Annotated in this window: 22 protein-coding genes; 12 read left to right on the forward strand and 10 right to left on the reverse strand. The window is 71.7% G+C overall.

Annotated elements, in window-relative coordinates; genetic code table 11:
• Positions 1-64: 64 nt before the first annotated feature.
• From BLT23_RS12605 to BLT23_RS12625, 5 genes are read left to right on the forward strand one after another with little or no spacing between them, the layout of a single operon-like run.
• The gene (locus BLT23_RS12605) at positions 65-1,663 is read left to right on the forward strand and encodes an ABC transporter substrate-binding protein (RefSeq protein ID WP_090048762.1); all 1,599 of its coding nucleotides are present in this window, start codon (positions 65-67) and stop codon (positions 1,661-1,663) included.
• A gap of 31 nt (positions 1,664-1,694) precedes the next feature.
• A complete protein-coding gene (locus BLT23_RS12610) occupies positions 1,695-2,543 on the forward strand; it encodes an ABC transporter permease (RefSeq protein ID WP_090048764.1) in 849 nt (282 codons plus the stop codon).
• The gene (locus BLT23_RS12615) at positions 2,543-3,517 is read left to right on the forward strand and encodes an ABC transporter ATP-binding protein (protein ID WP_090048766.1); all 975 of its coding nucleotides are present in this window, start codon (positions 2,543-2,545) and stop codon (positions 3,515-3,517) included. The genes BLT23_RS12610 and BLT23_RS12615 overlap by 1 nt, the downstream gene beginning before the upstream one ends.
• The gene (locus tag BLT23_RS12620; protein ID WP_245743914.1) at positions 3,510-4,289 is read left to right on the forward strand and encodes an ABC transporter ATP-binding protein; all 780 of its coding nucleotides are present in this window, start codon (positions 3,510-3,512) and stop codon (positions 4,287-4,289) included. The genes BLT23_RS12615 and BLT23_RS12620 overlap by 8 nt, the downstream gene beginning before the upstream one ends.
• 11 nt (positions 4,290-4,300) lie before the next feature.
• Positions 4,301-5,068 (forward strand): IclR family transcriptional regulator, encoded by a 768-nt coding sequence (locus tag BLT23_RS12625; RefSeq protein WP_090048767.1) that lies wholly within the window; start codon positions 4,301-4,303, stop codon positions 5,066-5,068.
• Between the two features lie 113 nt (positions 5,069-5,181).
• Here BLT23_RS12625 and BLT23_RS12630 read toward each other — a convergent pair whose 3' ends face one another.
• From BLT23_RS12630 to BLT23_RS12645, 4 genes are all read right to left on the reverse strand, one after another.
• Complete coding sequence (locus BLT23_RS12630; protein ID WP_090048769.1) at positions 5,182-5,487, reverse strand: Dabb family protein; 306 nt, start codon at positions 5,485-5,487, stop codon at positions 5,182-5,184.
• Between the two features lie 64 nt (positions 5,488-5,551).
• Positions 5,552-6,298, reverse strand: coding sequence for a maleate cis-trans isomerase family protein (locus BLT23_RS12635; RefSeq protein ID WP_090048771.1), 747 nt, complete (start codon positions 6,296-6,298; stop codon positions 5,552-5,554).
• A 3-nt stretch (positions 6,299-6,301) separates the two neighbouring features.
• Positions 6,302-8,371: an FAD-dependent oxidoreductase gene (locus tag BLT23_RS12640; protein ID WP_090048773.1), complete on the reverse strand. Its 2,070-nt coding sequence runs from the start codon at positions 8,369-8,371 to the stop codon at positions 6,302-6,304.
• Between the two features lie 209 nt (positions 8,372-8,580).
• Positions 8,581-11,457 (reverse strand): AfsR/SARP family transcriptional regulator, encoded by a 2,877-nt coding sequence (locus BLT23_RS12645; protein WP_143035914.1) that lies wholly within the window; start codon positions 11,455-11,457, stop codon positions 8,581-8,583.
• A 289-nt stretch (positions 11,458-11,746) separates the two neighbouring features.
• Here BLT23_RS12645 and BLT23_RS12650 point away from each other — a divergent pair, with 289 nt between their 5' ends.
• From BLT23_RS12650 to BLT23_RS40680, 7 genes are all read left to right on the forward strand, one after another.
• On the forward strand, positions 11,747-12,061 hold the full coding sequence (locus tag BLT23_RS12650) for a 2Fe-2S iron-sulfur cluster-binding protein (RefSeq protein WP_090048777.1): 315 nt from the start codon (positions 11,747-11,749) through the stop codon (positions 12,059-12,061).
• Between the two features lie 38 nt (positions 12,062-12,099).
• Entirely contained in the window at positions 12,100-13,302 is a 1,203-nt protein-coding gene (locus tag BLT23_RS12655) for a cytochrome P450 (RefSeq protein WP_090048778.1), read from the forward strand.
• Between the two features lie 470 nt (positions 13,303-13,772).
• Complete coding sequence (locus tag BLT23_RS12660; RefSeq protein WP_143035915.1) at positions 13,773-14,441, forward strand: cupin domain-containing protein; 669 nt, start codon at positions 13,773-13,775, stop codon at positions 14,439-14,441.
• Between the two features lie 48 nt (positions 14,442-14,489).
• Entirely contained in the window at positions 14,490-15,719 is a 1,230-nt protein-coding gene (locus BLT23_RS12665) for an ABC transporter permease (RefSeq protein WP_176946714.1), read from the forward strand.
• Positions 15,703-16,488 carry an SDR family NAD(P)-dependent oxidoreductase gene (locus BLT23_RS12670; protein WP_090048783.1) on the forward strand — a complete coding sequence of 262 codons (786 nt, stop codon included), beginning with the start codon at positions 15,703-15,705 and terminating at the stop codon, positions 16,486-16,488. The genes BLT23_RS12665 and BLT23_RS12670 overlap by 17 nt, the downstream gene beginning before the upstream one ends.
• Before the next feature lie 96 nt (positions 16,489-16,584).
• The gene (locus BLT23_RS12675) at positions 16,585-17,400 is read left to right on the forward strand and encodes an acetoacetate decarboxylase family protein (RefSeq protein ID WP_090048785.1); all 816 of its coding nucleotides are present in this window, start codon (positions 16,585-16,587) and stop codon (positions 17,398-17,400) included.
• A gap of 2 nt (positions 17,401-17,402) precedes the next feature.
• The gene (locus BLT23_RS40680; protein ID WP_176946715.1) at positions 17,403-18,161 is read left to right on the forward strand and encodes an SDR family NAD(P)-dependent oxidoreductase; all 759 of its coding nucleotides are present in this window, start codon (positions 17,403-17,405) and stop codon (positions 18,159-18,161) included.
• A 218-nt stretch (positions 18,162-18,379) separates the two neighbouring features.
• Here BLT23_RS40680 and BLT23_RS12685 read toward each other — a convergent pair whose 3' ends face one another.
• The 6 genes from BLT23_RS12685 to BLT23_RS12710 are packed head-to-tail and all read right to left on the reverse strand — an operon-like array spanning position 18,380 to position 24,338.
• Positions 18,380-19,393 (reverse strand): HtaA domain-containing protein, encoded by a 1,014-nt coding sequence (locus BLT23_RS12685; protein WP_090048787.1) that lies wholly within the window; start codon positions 19,391-19,393, stop codon positions 18,380-18,382.
• Complete coding sequence (locus BLT23_RS12690; RefSeq protein WP_245743915.1) at positions 19,390-20,454, reverse strand: hypothetical protein; 1,065 nt, start codon at positions 20,452-20,454, stop codon at positions 19,390-19,392. Before BLT23_RS12690 ends, BLT23_RS12685 begins: the two co-directional genes overlap by 4 nt.
• Positions 20,455-20,456: 2 nt before the next feature.
• Positions 20,457-21,230 (reverse strand): heme ABC transporter ATP-binding protein, encoded by a 774-nt coding sequence (locus BLT23_RS12695; protein WP_090049408.1) that lies wholly within the window; start codon positions 21,228-21,230, stop codon positions 20,457-20,459.
• Complete coding sequence (locus tag BLT23_RS12700; protein WP_090048789.1) at positions 21,227-22,297, reverse strand: FecCD family ABC transporter permease; 1,071 nt, start codon at positions 22,295-22,297, stop codon at positions 21,227-21,229. Before BLT23_RS12700 ends, BLT23_RS12695 begins: the two co-directional genes overlap by 4 nt.
• Entirely contained in the window at positions 22,294-23,355 is a 1,062-nt protein-coding gene (locus tag BLT23_RS12705; RefSeq protein WP_176946716.1) for a heme/hemin ABC transporter substrate-binding protein, read from the reverse strand. The genes BLT23_RS12700 and BLT23_RS12705 overlap by 4 nt, the downstream gene beginning before the upstream one ends.
• A complete protein-coding gene (locus tag BLT23_RS12710; protein WP_090049411.1) occupies positions 23,355-24,338 on the reverse strand; it encodes a WxL protein peptidoglycan domain-containing protein in 984 nt (327 codons plus the stop codon). The genes BLT23_RS12705 and BLT23_RS12710 overlap by 1 nt, the downstream gene beginning before the upstream one ends.
• Between the last annotated feature and the right edge of the window lie 2 nt (positions 24,339-24,340).

Raw genomic sequence — 24,340 nt, forward strand, 5'->3', positions numbered from 1 at the left:
ACTCGGTTGGACAGCTTGAACCTTGTTGCGAGCACGCACCCCAGGCGTGCCGGATGGAGGATACATGCGTCGGACCAAAGCCGTCGCCGCCGTTCTCGCCACAGTGGTGCTGGCGGCGGGTTGCGGTGGTGCTGCCGAGAGTGACACCGGAGGGGTCTCCACGGAGAGCCTGATGATGGGCACCCCGGTGATCCCCCAGAGCCTCATCCCGACCTCGGACCCGACGGTCACGCAGACGATGAGCATCCAGTACGGGGAGACCCTGCTGAACTACGCCGAGCAGCCGGCGGGTGACTCGCAGATCAACGACCCGGAGAAGAACAGCCCCGGTCTCGCGGAGAAGTTCGAACGCACCCCCGAGGGCATCGTCTACACGTTGCGCGACAACGAGTCGAGTGCCGGCAACAAGCTCGACGCCGACGACGTGATCTTCACCTACGAGCGCATGGTCGCCACCAAGGACCCGATCGGCACGTTCGTCATGACCGTGTCCGGGATGGACATGGCGAACCCGGTCACCAAGATCGACGACAAGACCGTGCGGCTCAACGGGTCCAACACCCCGATGGGCCTGCTGGCGGCGATCTTCCCGTACATGATGGTCCTCGACAAGGAGCTGGTGGAGAAGAACGCCACCGCCGAGGACAAGTGGGCGACCGACTTCACCCGCACCAACTCCGCGAGCTTCGGGCCGTACGACATCAAGAACTTCCGTCCCGGCGAGCAGATGGTGCTGCAGGCCAACGAGAAGTACTGGGAGGGCGCGCCCGCGTTCAAGACCGTGACGCTGCTCGCGACCGCCACCCAGCAGGTCACCCAGCTCGTCAAGGCAGGCACGGTGCAGTGGGCGTCCTCGGTGCCCAACAGCTCCTACGCCGAGCTGAAGGACGACCCGAACCTGCACTCGACGGTCTCGGTCACGAACGTGCAGAACGTGCTGCAGCTCAACGAGACCAACGTTCCCGCCCTCAAGGACCCGAACGTGCGCAAGGCGATCTCCAAGGCGATCGACAGGGACAAGCTCGCCTCGCTGGTCTACAACGGTGTGGCGAAGCCGGCGAAGGGCCCCGTCTCGTCCGCGACGCCGGGTCTCACGAACGTCAAGTCCGACAACTACGACTTCGACCTCAAGGCCGCCCAGGACCTGATGGCGAAGTCGGAGTTCAAGGACGGCTTCCAGCTGGAGATCGCGACGAGCAAGCAGTCGATCAAGCGCATCGACCCGGCCACGCTGGCGGTGTCGCTGCGGGAGATGCTGAGCCCGCTCAAGATCGAGGTCAGCGTCCGCGAGGTCGCGAACCACGCCGAGTTCCAGGCCGCGCTGAGCAACCGCCAGTACGGCGCCTACCTCAGCAGTGAGGGTGCCGCGATCGCCGACATCGCCTACGGCATGTCGACCTACCACGTCACCACCACCACGCAGAACTACACCAAGCACGGGTCTCCCGAGCTGGACGCCGCGATCGCGGCTGCCTCGAAGGCCCCCGTGGGCGCGGAGCGCGACGCGCTCTCCGCCAAGGCCGTGGAGCTGTTCAACGAGCAGATGTACTCGGTCCCGCTGGTCGACGAGTCGGACGCCTACGTCGCCAACAAGGGGATCTGCGGTTTCGGGACCTACCCGTACATGGCGGTCAGCGCCGGCAAGCTCAAGCCCTGCGCCTGACCCACCCGCCACACCCGCTCTAGGAGGACTCATGAGGATCGGTGCGCGCAGATCGGTGCCGGGCTGGGCCGTGGGCAGCGCGGTCGTCGCGTTCGTGCTGCTGTGGGCGGCGTTCGGGCCGCTGCCGCACGATCCTCGTTCTCCTGCGCTCTCCTCGGCCAACCAGGCCCCCGGCGGGGACTTCTGGTTCGGCACGACGGAGTCCGGTGTGGACGTGTTCTCCGGTGTCGTCGCGGCCTCGCTGTCGACGCTGCCGATCGCCTTCGCCGGGGTGCTGGCCGGACTGCTGGCCGGCACCGCGGCGGGCATCGCCCTCTCCGGGCACTCTCCCGTCCAGGAGGGCTTCATGCGCCTGGTGGACCTGTTCCAGAGCTTCCCGGTGATCCTGGTGGCCATCGTCGTCGTCGCACTCGCCGAGGGCGACAGCGTCAACTTCTGGCTCACCGCCGCGATCGCCGTCATCAACTTCCCGATCTTCCTGCGCATCGTCCGCGGCAGCGCCCTGGTGGTGCGCACCGAGCGGTACGTCCTCGCCGCCGAGGTGATGGGCGCCTCCCGCTGGAGGGTCGCGCTGCGGCACATCGTGCCGAACGTCTCGAACGTCGTGCTGGCCCAGGCGTCGCTGTCGATCGGCTTCGGCATCATGGCGATCGCGTCGCTCGGCTACCTCGGCATCGGCTCCGCGCCGCCCGAGCCGAGCTGGGGCGCGTTCATCCGCGAGGGCGCCGACAAGCTCGGCGACGGCCGCTGGTGGATGGTCGTCTTCCCCAGCCTCGCGATCTGCCTGACCGTGCTGGTGTTCAACATGATCTCGCGCAGCATCTCCAAGGCGGGCGCGCCGAGCGGTCAGGCCGCGGCCGACCAGAAGGTGAGCGCGTGATGACCGCACCACTGCTGGAGGTCTCGGACCTCACCGTGCACTACCAGACCGGGCACAGCACGGTCGTCGGCACCTCGGGCTTCACCGTGAGCGCCCAGCCGGGCGAGATCATCGCCGTGGTCGGCGAGTCGGGCTCCGGCAAGTCCAGCGCCGCCGCCGGGATCATGCAGCTGCTGCCGGGTAACGCCGAGTCGACCGGGTCGGTCGTCCTGCGCCACGACGGCGAGGAGCACGAGCTCGTCGGCATGCCGGAGCGGGCACGCCGCCCGTTGCGCGGCACCGCGCTCAGCCTGGTGCCGCAGGCGACCGTCGGCGCCCTGCACCCCACCCGCCGCGTCAGCAAGCAGTTCGCGTCTCTTTTCCGCGCGCACAGCGTGCCGAAGGACGAGTGGACCTCTCGGGGTGTCGCGGCACTGGAGGCCGCGGGCATCGCGGACGCCGCCCGTGTGCTGCGGTCGTACCCGCACGAGCTGAGCGGCGGTCTGGCGCAACGCGTCGTGATCGGCCTGTCCCAGGCGATGTCGCCGTCGGTGCTGGTGGCGGACGAACCGACCTCCGCACTGGACGTGCGCGTGCAGCGGCAGGTGCTGACCGTGCTGTCGGAGACGGTGCGCGCCCGCCAGGCCGCGGCCATCGTCATCACCCACGACCTCGGTGTCGCGCGTTACTTCTGCGACCACGTCGCCGTCATGTACGGCGCGGTCATGGTCGAGTTCGGCCCGTCGGCCGCGATCTTCGACGCGCCGTCCCACCCCTACACCCGTTCGCTGCTGTCCGCGTCGACCGCGCGCCGCGCCGACTCCAGCCGTCCCGCCACGCGGGTGAAGCGGCGGCTGACCGAGGAGAGCGTGGCGGCCCGCTGCCCGTTCTTCGACGCGTGCGGGCACGGCGCGGGAACGGTGTGCGAGCAAGGACTTCCCGGCTGGCAGGAGCTGGACGGCGGACACCGGGCGCGGAGGAGCTGCGATGCGTGAGGAACCCGAGCTGATTCGCCTCGACGAGGTGCGCAAGACCTACACCAGGCCGGAAGGCGCGGTGCACGCGCTCAAGGGCCCGTCGTTGTCGGTGCCGGCGGGGCACCGCCTCGGCCTCATCGGCGAGTCGGGCAGCGGCAAGTCCACCATCGCCCGGCTCGTCATGGGGGTCGAGTACGCGGACTCCGGGACCGTGTCGGTGCTCGGCACCCCGATGTCGCGGGGCATGTCGCGCAAGGACCTGCTGGCCGTGCGAGGCCGGATGGGCGCGGTCTTCCAGGAGCCCGTCGAGTCGCTCAACCCGCGGTCGCGGATCTCGTCGGTCCTGGCGGAGCCGCTGCACATCCACCGCCGCGACCTGTCCCGCTCGGAGGTCGCCGACCGGGTCGCCGAGGCGATCACCACGGTCGGCCTGTCGACGGATTACCTGAACCGCTCGCCGCGGATGCTCAGCGGTGGCGAGGCGCAGCGCGTGGCCATCGCCCGCGCCCTGGTCAACGACCCCGCCCTGCTCGTGCTCGACGAACCCACCTCCGCGCTGGACGTGTCGGTGCAGGCGGAGATCGTGGCGCTGCTGGGTGAGCTCGCGGAGGGCTCCTCGGTCGGCTGGCTCTTCATCACCCACGACCTCACGGTCGCCGCGGCCGTGAGCGACACCATCGCGGTGATGTCGAGCGGGGACATGGTCGAGCTGGGGGAGGCGGCCCAGGTGCTCGAACAGCCCAGCCACCCCTACACCCGCGAGCTGCTCGCCGCGGCACTGACCTGGTGAGGAGAGAACCGATGGAACTGATCGAGACCAGAGGCAACGAGACCGGCCGCAAGACGCTGTCGGTGCTGCTCTGCTTCACCCCCGAACGTCCTCTGTGGAGCGTCGCGGAGATCGCCGCGGAGCTGCGGCTGTCGACGGCGACGGCCTACCGGCACGTCGGGCTGCTCAAGCAGATGGGCCTCCTGGCGGGCAGCAGGCGCGGCTACCGGCTCACGTCGAAGGTCGAGATGCTCGGCGAGGCCGCGCGGGTCCGCCGGGACGTCATCTCCGACGTCGCGCTGCCCGTGATGGCACGCCTGCGCGAGGCCGTCGACGAGAACGTGCTGCTGGCGGTGCGCAGCGGCGACCACGTCCTCGCGGTGCGCAAGCTGGAGTCCCGCAGCCCGGTGCGGATGCGGTTCGGCGAGGGCAGGCCGATGCCGCTGCACCGCGGCGCGCTCGGCCGGGTGCTGCTCGCCGACCTCCCGGTCCGCGAACGCGCGGCCTACCTGGAGCGGACCGGTCACGACCTGGCCACGCTGCGGCACGGCCCGTTGTCGACGGCCTCGCTGGACGCCGTGGCGCTCGCGGGTTTCGCGGAGAGCTTCGAGGAGATCGACGCCGGCGTGTGGGGAGTGGCCGCTCCCGTGCGGCGGTACGGCAGGGTGGCGGGCGTCCTCGGCCTGGCCGCCCCGCTCGACCGCACCGACTCGATGCGCCGCGGCCACATCCTGCGGCTGCTGATCAACGCGGCCAGGGAGATCGAGCGGCAGTCCTCCGCCAGTCGTTTCACCGCCTGAACCCCTTTCACGCCAAGGATTTCCGCTCCCGGCGAAGGCTTCCGCCAGGACAGGAGCGGGAACCAGCCCGGCCGGCTCGGAGCAGGACCGGCCGGGCTGTGGCATGTCCGCGCTCAGGACTGGGCCTGGACGAACACCTTGGCCGCCAGCACGGGGGCCAGAACTTCCTTCACCAGGGCGAGGTGCGCCTCGTGCGCGGAGTACTCGCGCCACCCCTGCTCGTCGTCGAACGCGGCGACGAAGACCAGGTCGGCGTTCCCGTCGCGCAGGCCGAGGTCCTGGTGCACCTCGATCGACCGCAGGCTCGGAATGCTGGAGCGCAGGCCGGTGAGGCCGTCGACCACGGCCGCCCTCTGCTCGTCGGTGACGTCCTCGCGCAACGTGAGAGCGCCGATGTGCAGGAACTTCGACTCGGACATCGCCGAGACCTCCTCGGTGTGAAAGGCCGTGTCCCGCCACAAGAGCGGGACACGGCCTGGTGGTTCAGAAGCGTTCGAGCAGCGATCCGTGCCCGGTGAGCTGGTCGTCGATGCCCGCGGTGCGCAGGGCGTGCCACGCGGTGGCGGCGTTGATCGCGATGACCGGCTTGCCGATCTCGGTCTCCAGCCGTGCGGCCACCTCGACGGCCGGCAGGTTCGTGCCCGCCTGCACCAGTGCGTCCACATCGGAGGAGTTGACGTCCAGGAACGCCTTGCGGACGTCCTCGGCCGGGACGTCGGCGATGTTGGTGGCGGACGTGCAGGCGAGGCCCTGCACCGCGTGCACCTCGTAGCCGAGCTCCTCGAAGAAGAGCCGGACCTGCTCGTCGCCGACGGGCTGGTACGGGGTGATGATGCCGATCTTGCGGGCACCGACCTTGGTGAGCGCCTCGTGGCACGCGCCGGCGCCGGTGGTGACGGGCAGCCCGTCGCAGCGCTCCTTCACGAACGCCTCGAACTGGGCGTTGCCCTCCTTGCCGCCCCAGAAGGTCTCGGCGGACATGCCCATCACGATGCGGTCGGGACGGCACGTCATGACGTCCCGCAGCGCGCGGCCGAGCTCCTCGCGCAGCTCGACGAGGAACTGCTCGAACGACGCGTCGTCGGCCAGGTCCTCGTTGCGGATCCAGATGCGGCCCGCGTGCCAGGAGACCCCCGGCGGCGTCATCCGGTTGTACTCCGCCTCGACCGTGGTGTTGGTCGACGGCACGATCAGCCCCATCAGGGCTCGGGGGGACACGATGTTGGGCATGGGTCACTCCTCCACAAGTGCGGTCAGTTCGGTCCACGGGGTGCGCTCGACGGAGACCGGCCCGCGGTCGGCGTCGGTGGCCGCGTAGGCGTCCCGCAGGCCCGCGGCCGCGGCGAGCAGGGCGGACACGGGCTGGATCACCAGCTCCACGCCGCAGTCGGCGAGCGTGGCCCGCGGCGGCAGCACGACGTCGTGCTCGTCGGCCTCGCTGCGGCCGAGCACCAGTGCGACGCCCGGCAGGTTCCGGTGCACCTCGCGCAACGTCTCGGCGTCCTTGACGCCCAGCACGAACACGAGGTCCGCCCCGGCCTCCGCGTACGCCTTGGCGCGGTCGATCGCGGCGGGCAGGCCCAGGACGCCGAGCGCGTCGGTGCGGGCGATCAGCAGGGCGTCGCGGCGCACGCGCCGGGCGGCGGCCAGCTTGGCCACCATCGCCTCGGTGGTCTCGATCTCCTTGCCGGGCAGGTGCCCGCACCGCTTCGGCGAGACCTGGTCCTCCAGCTGGATCGCGGCGGCACCGGCCCGTTCCAGGGCGATGACCGTCTCGGCGGCCTGCTCGGCGCCGCCGAAGCCGGTGTCGGCGTCGACGACGACCGGGACGGCCGCGGCGGAGGTGATGCGGGCGACCTGGGCGGCGAGGTCGGTGAGGCCGAGGAAGCCGCGGTCGGGCAGCCCCAGCGTGGCGATGCTCAGCGCGGCACCGGAGAGGAACACGGCTTGGTGCCCCGCCTGCCGCGCCAGCAATGCCGACAGCGCGTCGTGACAGCCGGGAGCCACGACCGGGCCCCGCGTCAGCAGCTCGGACAGCCGTCTGCCCGGTGACGCGGGGGAGCGCCGGGCGGCGTCGGTGAGTCGGCGCAGCTCCCGCGTGCTCGTCGCGAGCGACGTCATCAACGAGCTGCGGCGCAACGAGTTCCTGGTGGCCTCCGGGTCGTCCGCCGTCGCGGCGAGCCGGTCGTCCTGAGCCTTCTGCTTGACGGGGTCGCGTTCCTGCATCCGGTCGTAGTTCGCCTGCGCGGCGCGCTGGACGACCTGCATCGCCTCTTCCCGCCGCACCAGCGAGTACGCCTCGGCGCACCGCCGTGCGTCCGCGCCGTCCAGCGCGGCCAGCACCGCGTCGACCGCGGCGACGGCGTCGTGGATGCCGCTGTTCATGCCGAGTCCGCCGAGCGGGTTGTTGACGTGGGCGGCGTCGCCCGCGATCAGCACCCGGCCCCGTTCGAAGGTGGACGCCACCCGCTGGTGCACCTGGTACAGCGACGCGTGGTCGATCTCGTAGTCGGAGTCCTTGGGCACCAGCCGCTTCAGGCGTTCCTGCACCCGTGCGGGCGCGACGGCGGCCTCGTCGGACTCCTCGTCGCCGACCGGCACCAGCACCCGCCAGTGCCGCGGCGTGCGCAGCAGCACGCCCCAGTCGACCGGGTCCGACAGGTAGCTCACCCAGGCCAGGCCGGGGATCTCGTCCTCCAGCGCGTACCGGGTGGAGATCACCAGGAACCGCTCGGGCAGCGTGATGCCGTCGAAGGCGATGCCGAGCGACTTGCGCACGACCGAGCTGGCGCCGTCGGCCGCGATCACCCACGGGCTCGTCCAGCTGGCCGCCCGGCCGTCGCCCTCGACGAACACGAGGGCGCGGTCGCCCGCGTCCTCGACCTTGACGACCGGTGAGCCGTAGACGATGCGCGCGTGCGGGAACTCGCGCAGGCGTTCGGCGATGATGCGGGTCAGGTTGTTCTGCTCGTTCTGCAGCCGGTAGGGGAACGCCGTCTCCCCGGCCAGTGCCGCGAGGTCGAACTCGGCGATGACACCGGCGCCCAGCCTGCGGTACTGGTAGAGCGGCGCGACCAGTCCGGTGCGGACCAGCTCGGCCGCGACGTCCAGCTCCTCCAGCAGCTCCAGAGTGGACGGGTGGAACGTGGACGCGCGCGACTCGCCGGACAGCTCGGCACCGGCTTCCAGCACGGTGACCCTCCGGCCCGCACGGGCGAGTTTCAGTGCCGCGACGAGACCGACGGGGCCTGCGCCCACCACGATCACGTCGGGCGAGTCCACGGTGGGATCGACGTCAGCCACGGGTCCTCCTGCGCTCGACGTCCGGTGCTCTCACTCGCACCGGACGGTGGGCATGAGCGAGGCTAGGAAGACGGCGAACGCCGCGACAATCGCCGGGAGTCGTTTCCGTGCGGGTGAAACCCCGCGTTCCCAGCCGACGCGAAACACGGCGCCGGGCACGAGAAAGCGGGCCGGTCGAGGTTTCGACCGGCCCGCCACGGGAAAAACGGTTACTGCTCGGCGGACCGCATCCGGTTGTAGACGAGCCGGGCAGCCTCGTGGCGGCCCAGTTCGTTGTAGCGGCGCATGAGGTCACGGGCGAGCTCGGTCCGCCACGGGTCGGCGTCGAAACACCGTTCCATGACCCGGAGCTCCTCCTCGGGATCGTCCGATCTCCTGGTGAGGTCGAGCAACCGTGCGCCGACGCGTTGCCGGTGCCGCACCAGCTCGTGCGCGGCGGACTCGACCCACGGCTCGTACCGGTCGGAGGGGAGAAGCTCCCGGCAGGAGGCGTCGAAGAGCGCGGAGAGCTCCTCGCGCGTCGCCTCGGCTCCCTCGCACACCTGGCGCAACCGGACCAGGTCGCACGTGTCACCCGGAGGCAGGACCAGTTGGTACGTCGAGGAGTTCGAGACCACGTACCGCGAGTCGACGCCGCGGCCGAGATCGGGTTCCAGCGCGCGGCGCAGCCAGTACACCGCGGTGTTGAGGCCCCGTTGCGCGGCCTCCGCGGTCTTCTCCTGCGACCACAGCAGGTCGGTGATCTCCTCGACGTGCAGCGGGCGTCCCGTCACGAGCAGCAGCTTGAAAAGCTGCCTGGCTCTTCGTCTTCCCCACGCCGCCGTGGGCATCGGCGTCCCGTCGCGCATCACCGTGAACCCGCCGAGCACCGAGACGTCCAGCCTCGGGGCCACCGGCGCGGCCGGCTCGGCGGGAGCGGGCGGGGGAGCGGAGACGTGCCGGCGTGCCCGCGTCGCCAGGTGCCGGTTGGACTTCTCGCAGTCCTCCAGCGCCAGCGCGGCGAAACGGGCGGCCTCGTCGCGGTGCCCGGCGGCGGCGAGCGCGTCGGCCAGCTCGGCACGGGTCCAGGTGATCTCGTGCCGGTAGCCGAACGCCAGCGCCGACTCGTGGGCGGTCTCCACGAGCCGCAGGTCGGCGTCCCGCCCGGCGCAGGCCAGCTCGATCTCCGCCGCGAGCAGGTCGAGCTGGTGCGCCCGCCAGATGAACATCCCGTCGGCCTGGTGCCGCCGCAGCGTGCCGAGCAGGGCGCGTGCCTGCTCCGCCCGGCCCTCGCGCAGGTCGAGCCGCGCCTGCAGCAGGTCGAACCACCCGGCGTTGAACTTGGTCATGCCGCGTTCGGAGGCGGCCTCACGGCCCCGTTCCACCCACTCGCGGCACTCGTCGGGCCGGCCGAGGTCCCACAGCACCAGCGCCCCGTAGGCGAGGACCACGGGGAGGCGGCTCAGCGGGTCGCTGCGCTCCATCAGCCGCGCAGACACCTGCAACTGGTTCAGCGCGCCGGTGAGGTCGCCGTCGCACCGTCGCCCGTACACCGCGTCGACCGCCGCGTGGTAGGCCGTGAACGGGAGGTTGGACTGCGCCTGCGGGTGTTCGGTCGCCCGGCGCCGCATGCGCTCGGCTTCCTCGTCGCGGTTCGCGAGCAGCAACGACTGCCAGACGCACAGGTCGACGAACGGCTGCCACTGGTCGTGCGGGTCGATCGGGGCGACCGGGTGGTCCGATCGCGGCCGGATCGGCTGGTTGAGCGTCGAGCTGGCGAGCCAGTAGGCCGACAGCGACGCCTCGGCGGCCTTGCCCTCGCGCGCGTAGCTCTCCCGTGCGCGCAGGAAGGCGGCACGTGCCTCGGTGAGGTAGCCGCTGTGCATGTCGACGATGCCCTCGATGTGCGACAGCGCCGGGTTGTCCCGCAGCTGCGACTCGGGCAGGCCCGCGAGCCACTCGCCGACCTCGCTGATCCGGCCCTGCTCCACCATCCGCGGCGCGCGTTCCCGCAGCGCGTCCGCGACCTCGGACCAGTCGCCCGCCTGGATCAGGTGGTGCACGGCCTCGGCCTCGTCACCCTCACGCCGCCACGCCTGCGCGATGGTGCGGTGCGCGTCCCGCACACCCTCGACACCGACCCTGGCGCGCAGCATGTCGGCGAGCACGATCGCGAGCGCCCGGTGGTAGCGGACGCGCACACCCTGCCTGCCCACGGGCAGGACGAACGAGTTGACGCGCGGCGCGGAGACCAGCAGGGCACCGGCGGCGGGGCCGAACGCGTGCGCGCACACCGCGGGTTCCAGCTCGCGCATCAACGAGGTGCGCTGGACGAAGTCCGCGAGCTCCGGGTCCTCCATCAGCTTCGTGCCGAGCAGCACGGGCGCGCGGTGTTCGAGCAGGCGCCGCAACGCGACGTGGATCGGGCGGCGGGAGGCGGCGATCTCCTGGATCGCGGACGGCCACCCGTCGAGGTCGGCGGTGAGCTCGACGGCGACCCGGCGGCTCACGCGCCGGTCGTTGGCCGCGAGCACCTGCTGCGTCTCCTCGGGCGTGAACGCGAGGTCGTCGGGTCCGATGAGGACGAACCGGTCGTGCGAGGACTCGGCCGTCCACGGCAGGTCGATCAGGAAGCGGGACAGGCACACCAGCCGGCTCTGCGTGCGGGCGGGGAACGCCAGCACCTCCAGCAGGGTCGTCATGCTGCCGGACGGTCCCAGCACGTGCATCCCGTCGAGCACGAGGTGCACCGGCTCCCGCACGCGCGCGAGGGCCGCGCGTGCGAGGTCGGCGAGCTGGTCGAGATTCGCCTCGTCCCCCAACGGGAACGTCACACCCGTCAGTTCCGGGTGCCTCCGTGCCAAGGCGTGGAACACGTTCCGCAGGAACGTCGACGGAACGTGGTCGGCCTGTCGCAGCCGGTACCAGACCCAGGGTGAGCCTTGGTGTTCCGGCGTGAACTCCTTGGCGAACGTGGTCTTCCCGTAGCCCGAGGGGGCTTCCACGGCCACGATCCGCGCCGACGCCAGCGCCGGGTCCACGCGCGGGAGCCTGGGGAACACCACCGCGTCCCACCGGCCTGCCCGTACCTCGTGACCGAACGTCACTTCTGCTTGCGGATATGTGGTTCTTCGCAACGCCCCTCCATGCACATCAGCCGGATCGGCAGTGTTCGCGATCTTCTCGGTGCGCCCGGGATGAGGGCTCGGCGCGGCGGCGGCGGATGGTGCGCAGCCGTGCGGCGGTGGTGGTGCGGCTGGTCGGCCACACCTGTCGACCGAATGTAGATCGGTCGCCGCGATGCTTGGGTCACATCGGCGTAACGACAGATTACGCCGTTCAGCAGAGTGACCGGTGCTGTACGCACAGTCGCCGGGGGTAGTGAGGGGCTCCGTGATGTTCCGCTTGAGATCCGCAGACGGCAACGTGATCGAGCTCGAACCGGAGCACGGGGAGTCCGTGATGGACACCGCGGTCCGCGCGGGCGTCGACGGCATCGTCGGCGAGTGCGGCGGTTCGGCCTCGTGCGGCACGTGCCACGTGTTCGTGCCGGAGGAGCACCTCGCGCGCCTGGACCCGCCGGAGTTCGCCGAGGAGCAGACCCTCGGCTACACGGCGGTGCCGCGCACGGACGCGAGCAGGCTGGCCTGCCAGGTCCCCGCGGCCGACGTGGACGGTGCCGTCCTGGACCTGCCCGAACGCCAGTACTGACCACAGTGGATCGATCCCATCGGCCGTCAGGAGGACGGATGCCGCAGACTGCCAGCACGGGAGCGGTCGAGCTCGACCTCGACCCGTTCTCCGACGAGACCATCCACGAGCGCGAGCACTTCGACACCACCGTGCGCGAGACCGCTCCCGTCGTGTGGTTGTCCCGCTACGGGGTGTGGGCGACAGGACGGCACGCGGAGGGTGAGCAGGTCGTCACGGACTGGCAATCCTTCACCAACACCGCGGGCACCGGCCTGCTGGACACGCGCAAGAAGGAGAACTGGCGCGCGCCCAGCCCCGTCCTCGACGCCGACCCGCCGGACCACACCAAGTACCGCTCGGTCATCGCCTCGGTGCTGTCGCCCGTCATGGTGCGCACCTTGCAGGAGCACTTCGAGGAACGCGCCGCCCAGATGGTGGACGAGCTGGTGGAGCGCCGGGAGTTCGACGCTGCCCAGGACCTCGCCCAGGCGTACCCGCTCGCGGTGGTGCCGGAGATCGTCGGCATGAGCCCGGAGGGCCGGGAGAACCTGCTGCCGTACTCGGAGCTGAACTTCCAGGCGATGGGCCCGCGCAACGAGCGCTACCGGCGCGCCGCCGAACGCGCCCAGGCCGCCGTGGACTACGCCGCCACCGCCGTGCTGCGCGAGAACCTGGACCCCGACGGCATCGGCATGCGGATCTACGCGGCCGCCGACGAGGGCACGGTCACCGAGCAGGAGGCCGCGCTGCTGGTGCGCACGTTCGTCGGCGCCGGAGTCGACACCACCATGTACAGCATGGGGCTCACCCTCCACGCGCTCATGACGAACCCGGACCAGTGGGCGCTGTTGCAGTCCGAGCCGGGACGGGCGCGCAACGCCTACGAGGAGGCGCTGCGCTGGGCCACCCCCGGCCCGTTGCTCGGCAGGACGACCGCGACCGAGGTGGAGCTCGGCGGTGTCACGCTCGGCGCGGGCCAGAAGGTCCTCGTGTGCGTCAACGCCGCGAACCACGACCCGCGCCGCTGGGAGGACCCCGACCGGTTCGACATCACCCGGCGTGCCAACGGCCACCTGACCTTCGGCAAGGGCGTGCACGCCTGCGTGGGGCAGATGCTCGCCCGCGCCGAGGTGACGGCCGTGCTGAGCGCCTTCGTGCGGCGGGTGAAGTCGGTGGAGCTGGTGGGGGAGCCCGTCAAGCTCGACTCCAACTGGCTGCGCGGCTGGGAGCACCTCCCCGTGCGGGTCACCCCGCACTGAGCACTGCCCTGGCGGTCCTGTCCCGCGCTCCCTTCCTCTCCCTTCCCCGCCCGCCCGCGTGTCATCCGCCAGTGTTCACCGCCTCCTCTGCGTGACGTGGCTATAGGACGCGGGGGCCCCGCGTATCACTGGAGGGAACGCGGGGCCCCCGCGTTCCCGACGGGAAACACGAAAGAGAGTCGCGAGCTGGGCGGGGCGTTACGGACAGCACTTGTCGAAGCAGCACTGAGAACGTGCCCGTTCTGCGGGAGTCACGGGCGCGCGACGCGGTCCCGCCCGTCCGCCAACGGGCGGGGCCGCGTCTCCGGCGCTCGCGTCGTGGAGACCGCGTTGTAGAGACCGCGTAGAGCCGCCGGTCCTACGGTCATCGCCACCAGAGCCGAGTCGTCACCGACTCCAGGCGGTGGCCAGCCACATCCGGATGTCGAGTCAGATCCGGCCGATCCCCGGCCGGCCAGGGGGTGCAGACGATGAGGCCGTACGTGTCGTTGCCGCGGGCGCTCGCCGACGCCGAGGGCGTCGAGGGACCGAGGGTGCTGACCCAGGACCCGGAGTCCGGGTGCACCACGATGCTGTGGTCGCTGCCCGCGAACACCGTGGCGGAGCTCGGGGTGCCGGGCTACGACGCCGAGTACTTCCTGGTGTCGGGGCGGTTGTGCGACAGGTCCGGCACCTCGTGGCCGGAACACGCCTACCGGACGGTCAGGGCGTCGGGCTCGCTCGCCGTGTCCGCCGCCGAGCCGGCGGTGCTGCTGCGGCGCACCCTGCCCGCCACCGCCGAGCCGATGGACGAGCTGGAGATCGACCCGCGCGAGCGGAGCTGGGTCGAGGTCGCCGGCGGGAACGGCGGCGCGGGGCTCGCCCGGCTGCCGCTGCGCTGGCAGGTCGGTCGCGGCGACTGCAGCCTGCTCGTGCGGTTCGAGCCCGGCTGGGTGAGCCCGCACGGCAGGCACGCGCACAGCACGTTCGAGGAGTGCCTGGTGCTGACCGGCACGATCGAGACCGACACCGAGACCAGCGGGCCCGGCAGCTACGTGTGCAAGCCGCCGGGGACGCCCCAGTCGCCGCCGCGCGCACCGGGCGGCGCGCTGGTCTGGATCAGCCACGGCGGAGCGATGGACTTCCGCCCGGTCACCTGACCGTCCACGGCAGGGCCCCAGCGATCGAAGCGGATGTCAGGAGCCGAGATGAGCACAGTGCGGGACGCCGAGCGGGAGACCACCCCGCCGGCTGAGGCGGACGCGGCCGCGCCGGCCGGACCTGCCGGGAAGGCGGCGCCGAAGGGCGCACGGGTGAGCAGCCTGCGGTACGTGCTCGGCAGGCTGGTCTTCATCCCGTTCGCGGCCTTCGTCGTGCTGACGATGAGCTTCTTCTTCGTCAACCTGGTCCCGAGCGACCCCGTGCGGTCGCTCCTCGGCGCGTTCGCGACCGAGGAGGAGGTGGCGCGCCTCAACACCGAGCTGGGGCTCGACCAGAGCCTCTTCGCGCGGTACCTCGACTACGTCGGCGACGTGTTCTCCGGGTCGATGGGCGCGTCGTACTACACCAGCACACCGGTGCTCGACGACCTCGGCAAGCGCGTGCTGCCCACGGTGCTGCTGGTGCTGCTGGGCTTCGCGGTCGCGTGGCTGATCGGCGTGCTGCTGGCCGTCGTGATCGCCACGGCGAAGGGGCCCGTGAGCCGGGTGACCGACGGCGTCGTGTCGATGCTGCAGGCGATCCCCGACTTCGTGCTCGGCATCGTCGGCTCGCTGGTGTTCTTCTACCTGCTGGGCCTGGTGCCCGCCCCGGTCGGGCAGCTGCCGCTGGGCATCCTGCCGCCGGAGACGGTGACCGGGTCGATGGTCGTCGACGGCCTGCTGGAGGGCAACGCCAAGGCGGTCTCCGGCGGCGTGGAGATGATGGTGCTGCCCGTGCTCGCCCTCGGGCTGAGCAACTGCGTGATCTTCGCCCGCACGATCAGCGCGACGCTGCGCGAGGTGCTCGACGGCAAGTCGTCGGACTACGCGCGCTCGCTGGGCATCGGCAAGCCCACCGTCATCGTGCTCGCGATGCGGGCGTCACTGCTGCCGACCATCGCGGTCAGCGGCCTCGTGCTGGCCCACCTGTTCGGTGGCGCCGCCATCATCGAGCGCGTCTTCAACTGGCAGGGCCTCGGCCAGTGGGGTGTCGAGGGCGTCCTGCGCTCGGACCTCCCGGTGGCGCAGGGCTTCGTGGTCGTCGTCGCGACGATGGCGATGCTCGCCTACTTCGCCGCGGACCTGCTGATGTTCGCCGCCGACCCGCGGGTGCGGCACCAGAGGCTCAACCAGGCGGCCCTGCGCGCGGCCAAGCGCTCCCGGCGGATCGCCGAGTGGCGCTCGCGCCGGCAGGGCGAGGACAAGCAGGACGGACAACAGGATGACCAACTCAGCTGACCGCCTCTCCCCGCCGCTGGCGGGCAGGACGGTGATCGTGACCGGTGGCGCGGGCGGGCTCGGCAGGGCCTTCTCCCGCGGCCTGGTCGAGGCCGGCGCGCACGTCGCGGTGGCGGACCTCGACGTCGGCAGAGCCCGTGCCGTGGCAGCGGACATCGACCCTGATGCCGGTGTCGTGGACGGGTTCGCGCTCGACGTGTCCGAAGAGGACTCGGTGCGGGACTGCGTCGCCGCGGTGGCGGAACGGTGGGGCCGCATCGACGTCGTCGTGAACAACGCGGCGTTCCTCTCGGAGGCGCACCGCCGTCCACTTGAGACGTTCTCGGTCGACGACTGGATGACCACCCTCAAGGTGAACGTCCTCGGTCCCGCCCTGATGGTGCGGGAAACCCTGCCGTGGCTTGCCAGGCAGGGCGGCAGCGTCGTCAACATCGGGTCGAGCACCGTGCTCAACGGAGCGCGCAACCTCGCGCCCTACATCTCCAGCAAGGGCGGCGTGAACGCGTTCACCAAGGCGGCGGCGAGAGAGCTCGGCGCCCGCGGCATCCGCGTCAACGTGGTGCACCCCGGCTTCGTCGACGTGCGGCCGGTGAACGACCCGCCCGCCGAGGAGCTCCCCGGCCACCAGGCCGCCATCGCGGCGCGCTGCATCCCCCGGCCGGAGCTGCCCGCGGACCTCGTCGGGGCGGTCGTGTTCCTCGCCTCGGACGCCAGCTCGTTCATCACGGGACAGACCATCAACGTCGACGGCGGCGTGAACTTGCACTGAGGTCCTCGTGAGCACCGCCGACCGTCCTGTGTAGACGGGACGTAGAGGGCGGCGACGGAGGATGAAACCGGCAGCGCAGACGTCAAGGAGTGCGTAATGTCCATGTCAATCACCCCGTTCAGCGACGACCTCGAGCCGGTCGACGCACCCCATGGCCGCCCCGAAGGGTGGAGCGCGCCGTTCAACTCGTCGCCCTACACCGCGCCGGCGCACCCGATGGAGCGCAGCCGGATGATCCTCGTCGAGTTCGAGGCCGACGAGCAGGCGATGGCCGAGGCGATTCCCGCCCCGCTCGTGTGGGAGCCCGGCACGAGGGCGCTCGCGTTCATCGGCGCGAACCGCCAGACGCCCACCTCGCTGAACTTCCTGGAGGGCGCGATCATCCTCCAGGCGCGGCTGGACGACATCGTCGCCAACTACATCCCGTACATCTGGACCTCCGCCGACGAGCCGATGCTCGCGGGCCGCGAGGTGTCGGGCCGCCCGAAGCTGATGTGCGACCACCGCGAGGTCGAGGAGACCGGCAACTTCGCGTACTCGGAGATCGTGCGGCGCGGCCAGACGCTGATGTCCGCCGGTGTCACGATCGACTCCCACGCCACGGCCAAGGACCTCCCGCTCAAGGGCGGCTACCTGGCGGTCCGCAAGATCGTCATGCCGGAGAAGGGGCGGGCGACCCTCAAGCAGGTCATCCACCACGAGACCGGCGGCTCGTTCCGGCTCGACTGGATCTACGGCGGACGCGGCCAGCTGGAGCTGCCCAAGACCGCGCTGTCGGCCGTCGGCGAGCTGGCCCCCACCAAGATCACCGGCGCCTGGTACACGCAGGTCGGCTGGCACCTCGACTGGGGCCGCATCGCCTGGGAGTCCTGGGTTCCCCAGGACCTCGGCATCGAAGCCAGGGGTCACTGACCGTGGCGGGCAGGCTCGCGGGGAAGAGGGCGGTCGTCACCGGCGCCGCCGCCGGGATCGGCGAGGGCATCACCCGCCGGTTCCTGGAGGAGGGCGCCACGGTGCTGGCCGCCGACCTCGACCCCTCGGCCGTCGCCCCCGCCGGCCCCGGCGTGCCGGGCAGGCTGGAGGCGGCGCGCCTCGACGTCACCGACCGGCCCGGCATCGCCGCGCTCGCGGAGCGGATCGACCGCGAGTGGGGCGGCGTCGACGTCCTGGTGTGCAACGCGGGCGGCACGCTCACCCAGTACCCGCCCGTGCTCGACGCGGACGAGGACTACTGGGACCGCATGTTCGTCCTCAACGCCCGCAGCGTCTTCGACACCTGCCGCGCCTTCGTGCCGCTGATGCGGGACGGCGGCTCGGTCGTCACGATCGCCTCGGCGGGCGTGGTGGTGCACAAGACGGGGTTCGGCGTCTACGGCGCCGCCAAGGCCGCCGTCGCGCGCATGACCCAGGCCATCGCGGGCGACTACGCGAGCCGCGGTGTGCGCGCCAACGCGATCTGCCCCGGCACCATCGCCACGGCGGCCATCCAGCGGATGCTCGCCACCGCGCCGGACCGGGAGGAACGCGAGCGCGTCCAGCTCGCCGGCATCCCGCTCGGCCGCTTCGGCACACCCCGGGACGTGGGCAACCTCGCCCTGTTCCTCGCCTCCGACGAGTCGTCGTACCTGACGGGCACCGTCCAGGTGCTCGACGGAGGCGCCACACTCGGGTGACGTTCCTGTTCCCTTCCAGGAACGCCATCTGTGCCGGGGCGCGCGTTCCCCCCGGTCTTTGCCCCGACGCGCGCCCCGGCTCCCACACCGAATGTTCCTCCTGCGCCGCACGAGAAAGCCCGCCTCCCGGAGCGGAGGCGGGCTTTTCGTTCGCGTGTGGACAGGCGAAGAGCCCGCCTCCCGGAAACCGTTGGGAGGCGGGCTCTTCGCTCGTCCGGTTACGGTCGGGTGCGGGTGCGCGGGCGGTAGGCGGCCAGCACGAACGCCAGTCCCGCGAGGAGCGTGACGACACCGGCCCACAGCGTGTGCTCGACGTCGGCACCGGTCGAGGCCAGGGCGGGGGCCGACGTGCCGTCCGGGCGGAACTGGACGTCCGGGACGAGGTTCTCGGCCGGTTGCGCGGCCGGAGGCGTCACGACGGCCTCCTGCGGCGGTGCGGGAACGGCGGCGCAGTCGGCACCGAGGTGCATCGTCAGCGGGTCGAGATCCGTGCCCGCGTTGTAGAAGCCGCCGAACGCCTCGGAGCTCGCCAGCGTGGCGGGCACGTCCTTCCAGGTGAGCAGGCCGTCGGCCGGGGTGGCGGCCGGTGTCGTCAGCCGGCCGAACTCCACACCGGGCAGGTTCGCGGGAGCGGCGGGGGCGCCTTCCGACGCCTTCAGCTCGATGTCCGCGTGCACCACGCTCTTGCCGTCCGCTGTGGACACCTGAGGGTTCGACACGATCAGCGAGAACAGGTGGCCGGGGTAGGAGAACGTGACGGTGCCGCGGAACTTCGCCGTGAACCGCGTCGGCGAGGTGTAGTCGGCGGAGTCGAAGGTGAACCGGTAGGCGCCGGTGGCGACGCCCTTCGGGTTCGCGACGCCGTCGACGACGATCTCGTCCAGCGCCGTGATGGTGGCGCCGCCGGTCGCGGTGATGGAGTTGCCCACCGCCCCGCCGAGGCCGATCCCGACGTACTGACGGAAGCTCTTCTTCAAGCCCCACACCAGTTCTCCGGAACGCACGTTGTCCGGGGTCAGCTCGCAGGACTCGGCGGCGGTCCTCGCCGCCACCTCGGGCGTGGAGCTCGGAGCCGGACTGCTGGAGGTGGCCGGACTGCTCGTGCTGGAGGGAGCCGTGGTGGTGACGCTGCTCGACGGGCCAGGGGGAGGAGCACTGGTGGTGGTGGGCGTGGTGGTGACGGGGCCCTGGGCGGCCAGGAGGACCAGGCTCGCGAGCACGGGGACGCTCATGCTTCGACCTTCTTCCGCTTGCGCAGGAAAAGAACGGTGATGATCAGGAGGAGGAACGCGGCGCCGGCGGCCACCCACCACCACGGCACCGGGTCCGAGGTGGAGGACTCGGCGGCGACGGGCTGGGGTGCTGCCTGGGCCGCGGCGGCCGTCACGGTGAGGGGCACCGACCCGACCGCGCCGGAGGACGCTCCGGTGAGGTCGAGGGTGTAGGCCCCGGCGGGCACGTCGGCGGGAATGGTCGCGGTGTGCGAGACGGCTCCGGCGGCGTCGGACTTCGCCGGGGCCAGGAACATCTTCGACGGTCCCAGCGTCACGGTCAGCTGCTCGTCGGCGGCGAAGCCGGTACCGGTGACCGTGACCTCCCTGCCTGCCTCGACGACGCCGGTGGCGCTGCTGACCGTGGCGGCCCTGGCGGCGGGCTGACCGGCCTGCTGAGGGGTGCCCTGTTGCTGCTGCTGGGCGGGAGCGGGGGCCTGGGCCTGGGTGCCGGGCTGGTTCGCGGTGCCCGCGGGGGCGGCGAACCGGACCGGCGTGAAGGTCTCGTTGTTGGCGTTCACGACGCCGTGCGCGCCCATCGTGATGAAGCCGCAGCGCACCTTGGTGCAGTCGACCTCGCTGGTGTTGCCCGCGCGGTCGACGGCCCGGAACCTTGCGCCCGGGATGACCATGTTGGTGGACCACGAACCGTCCGCGCTCATGACGCCGCCGTTGGCGCTGGCCGCGGTGTCGCTGCCGGGAAACGCCACATATCGCTGGTAGCCCTTGTTGTTCTTGTCCTCGGTGTCCTGCACGTACCGGTAGGTGGCACCGGCCGAGCCGCCCCTGCTGGGCTGCCACGCGCCGTCGGCGACCCAGCCGAACGTGATGTACACGCCGCCGTGCGCCTTGGCGACGGCCTGGAAACCGGTGCCGCGCAACGTCACGTTGGTGGCGTAGTCGGGGTCCGCGGTGGTCACGGACAGGCTCACCTGGGCCGCGGCGTGCGCCGTTCCCGGCAGCAGCGCGCACAGGACCGCGCTCGCGGCCAGGACGCCGAGACCTCTTGCTGTGCGGGACATCGTCATTCCTCTCTGGTTCGCACGGGCAGCACGACGGGGACACCGGTGCTCGGGTGCGGGAAGACCTCGACCGGATGCCGGTAGACGTCGCTGAGCAGCTCGGAGGTGCACACCTGCTCCGGCGGGCCCGCCGCGACGAGCTTCCCGTCCGCGAGCACCGCCACGCGGTCGGCGTGGGCCGCCGCGAGGCTCAGGTCGTGCAGCACGATCAGGACCGCGCCGCCCTCGCGCGCGCGCCGCCGCGCCAGGGACAGCACGAGCTCCTGGTGCCGCAGGTCCAGCGCCGCGGTCGGTTCGTCGAGCAGCATCGCGGGGGTCTGCTGGGCGAGCACCCGCGCCAGCGCGACCCTCGCCTGCTCGCCGCCGGACAGCGTCGGGTAGGCGCGGTCGGCCAGGTGCGCGACCCCGGTGTGCCGCAACGCCGCCGCGATCACCTCGTCGTCGTGCTCCTCCTCTGGCGTGCCGTACCAGGGCACCCTGCCCATCTCGACGACGGAGCGGACGTCGAAGGGGAACGCCAGCGGGTTGTGCTGCGGCAGCACGGCCCGGCGGCGCGCGGCCTCGACGTCCTTCCAGCCGTTCAGCGGGATGCCGTCCAGCAGCACGGAACCCGACGCGGGCTTGACGTCGCCCGCCATCGCCGAGAGCAGCGTCGACTTGCCGGCACCGTTGGGCCCCACCAGGACGAGCACCTCGCCCGGCACCATCTCGACCGACACCCGGTCCACCAGCAGCGCCCCGCCGAGGCGGACGCTCACGTTCACCGCGCTGATCACGCCCACCCTCCCGCACTGGTCCTGGTCCTGCGCAGCAGCCAGAAGAAGAACGGCCCGCCGACCAGCGCCGTGACCATGCCGATCGGCAGGTCGGCGTAGGAGACGACGGTGCGGGCGAGCAGGTCCGCGCACGCGAGCAGGACGGCGCCGCCGACCAGGCTCGCGGGCACGAGGACCCGGTGGCCCGGCCCCATCACGATCCGCACCAGGTGCGGCACCACCAGCCCGACGAACGAGATGATCCCGGAGTACGACACGGCCGCGGACACGCCGACGGCCACGGCGCACGTGACGACCAGCCGCAGCCGTTCGACGTTCACCCCGAGGTGGCGGGCCTGCCGGTCGCCGAGCGAGAGCATGTCGAGCCGCCGGGCCGCGGCGAGCGCGACGACGGCGGTGACGGCCGCCAGCGGCAGCACGACCCAGACGTACGGCCAGCGCGCGCCCGCCACGGAACCCAGCTGCCAGAACACGATCTGCTCGCGGGCGGACTGGTCGCCGACGAACATCAGCAACGCGACGAGCGCGCCCGCGATGGCGTTGACGGCGACACCGGTGAGGATCATCGACACCGTGCCGGTCCTGCCGCCCGACCGCGACAGCGTGTAGACGGCGATGGTCGTGAGCAGCCCGGCGGCGAACGCGATGCCGGGGGTGGTGAAGGCGCCCAGGAACGTCCAGCCGAAGACGATCGAGAGGCAGGCTCCCACCGCCGCGCCGGAGGACACCCCGACGACGCCGGGCTCGGCCAGGGGGTTGCCGAACGTGCCCTGCATCAGGGCGCCGCACACGCCGAGCGTCGCACCGACGAGCAGCGACATCACCACGCGGGGGAAGCGCACGGCCCACAGCACGCCCTCGGCGTACGGGTCTTCGAGCGAGCCGCCGGTGAGGACGCGCAGCACGTCCCGCGCGGGGATGCCGTACTGCCCGGCGCCCGCGGACACGACCGACACGACGACCAGCGCCGCGGTCAGCCCGGCGAACAGCACGATCACCCTGGTGCGCTTGCGTTTGCGGGACAGGGCCAGGTCGTCCGTGATCTCACGGGTCAGTTTCCGGGTCATGGCGCGTAGAGGGCTCTCGCGAGGCCGTCGAGGACGGCGGCGGTCTTCGGTCCGAACCCGAGCACCACGGAGTCGTCCATGTCGACGAACCGCTTCTTCTGCGCCGCGGGGGTCTGTGCCACGCCGGGGACGGACATCATGTTGTCCACCCCGCCCACGGACCTCAGTCCGTCGGTCATCATCAGGATCACGTCCGGTTTCGCCTTGGCGAGCGCCTCGGGGTTGATGGGCCTCATGCCGTCCAGGCCGGACTCGGTGGCGACGTCGACCGCGCCGAGCGCCTGGATCAGCGAGTCGGCGCCGGAGCCCTTGCCGAACAGGTAGTAGACGCCCGCCTGGCCGCGCAGGTAGAGGAACACGACGCGGAGCTTGCGGGCGGGGTCGTCCGGGGCGAGCCTGCCGATCTGGCCGATGGTCTCGGCGATCTCGGACTCCATGCGCCGCACCAGCTTCTCGCCGGTGTCCGGCACACCGAGTGCCTTGGCGACCGCCCGCACGATGGGCGCGTTGGCCGACAGGTCGCGCTTGGGGTCGAGCACGACGACGGGGACGCCCGCGTCGCGCAGTTGCAACACGGCGTCCCAGGGGCCGAGGGTGGTGTCCGTCAGCACGACGGTCGGCTTCAGGCCCATCAACGCCTCGGCGTTGAGCTGGTGGCCGTTGACCGTCACGAGCGGAAGGTGCCGTGCGGACGGGAAGCCGGTCGACACGTCGCGCCCGACGACGCGGTCGCCGAGGCCGAGCCCGAAGACCGTGGCGGCCAGGGTGCCGGAGACGTCGAGGGCGAGGATCCGGTCCGCCGAGGTGACGGTGACCTCGGTGTCCTGGTTGTCGGTCACGGTCACCGGCAGCACCGGGACGGGACGTTCGACCGGCACGACGTCGGCGTCGGCGACCAGGGCGGTCGACGGCCCCTCGTGGGCACGGGGGTTCTCCAGCGGGGTCAGCTCCGACAGCGGCGGCCGTTCTCCCGCCTCCGCCGCGTCTGCGCGCTCACCGCCTGGCGGGCTGGAGCAGGCGGTGAGCAGGAGCAGCGCCACGAGCACGAGGACACGCATCACGACTTCCTCTTCAATGCGGCGGCGACGGCGTCGTCGATCCGGCGCTGTTGTTCGGCGGCCCTGGCCCGCGCCTGCGCGCGCAGCGCGAGCACCAGGCAGAGGACGAGGAGCAGGCACACGACGGTGGCCCAGGGCAGTGCGACATCGGACCCGATGCCGGTCACCGCGGCGAGCTCGGACCCGCCCGCCACGGTCGGCGTCGCGGTGACCGTGGCGGCGGCGCGGCCGGCGGGCAACAACGGTGCGGTGACGGTTCTGGTCACGCTCTCACCGGGCAGCAGCTCCGGCAGCGGTTCCACCGCCGCGTCGGTGCCGAACAGGCCGAACAGCCCTTCGATCCGCACCGAGTGCCGCGCGTTCAGCCGGACGTTGCCGGAGTTGACGACGGTGTAGGTGACGCGCGCGGTGCCCCGGCCGACCGGGTTGGGCGTGCCGTCGAACTCGACCTCGGTGCCGCGGATCTCCAGCGAGGGCGTGAGAGTGCCCGCGACGCGGAGGTGCATGCGCGCGCCCAGCCGCCGTTCGACGGTGATGCCGGACTCGGCCTCGACGCGCAACGACGTGACGACGCCACCGCTGTGGTCGCCGGGCGTCGCGTCGGCGGGCACCGTCACGGTGAACGGAACGGCCACCGTCTGTCCGGAAGGGACGGTGACGGTGGGGGAGTCGAAGCGGACCCACGAGCCAGCACCGGTCGGTGTCTCACCCGCGGGCCGGAGGTCGAGCTGCCCCGAGGAGGTGGTGAACGCGTCGGCCGCGTACACGCCGAAGGTCAGCGCGCGCTGCTCGTGGTTGGTCACCGTCAACGCGTCGCTGAGCACCGCGCCGGGCGCGACGGAGTAGGTGAAGTTCGGGCGGTCCGCGCCCAGGTCGTTGTCCGCGGGGCGCACGCCCCACGTGACGTTCTGGGCGGAGGCCGTGGGCGGGAGCGCGACCACGGCCAGCAGGACCGCGGTGAGCGCGGCGAGGAAGCGAGGCATGG

It is taken from the genome of Lentzea fradiae (genome assembly GCF_900100955.1).
GTDB classification, from domain to species: Bacteria; Actinomycetota; Actinomycetes; order Mycobacteriales; family Pseudonocardiaceae; genus Lentzea; species Lentzea fradiae.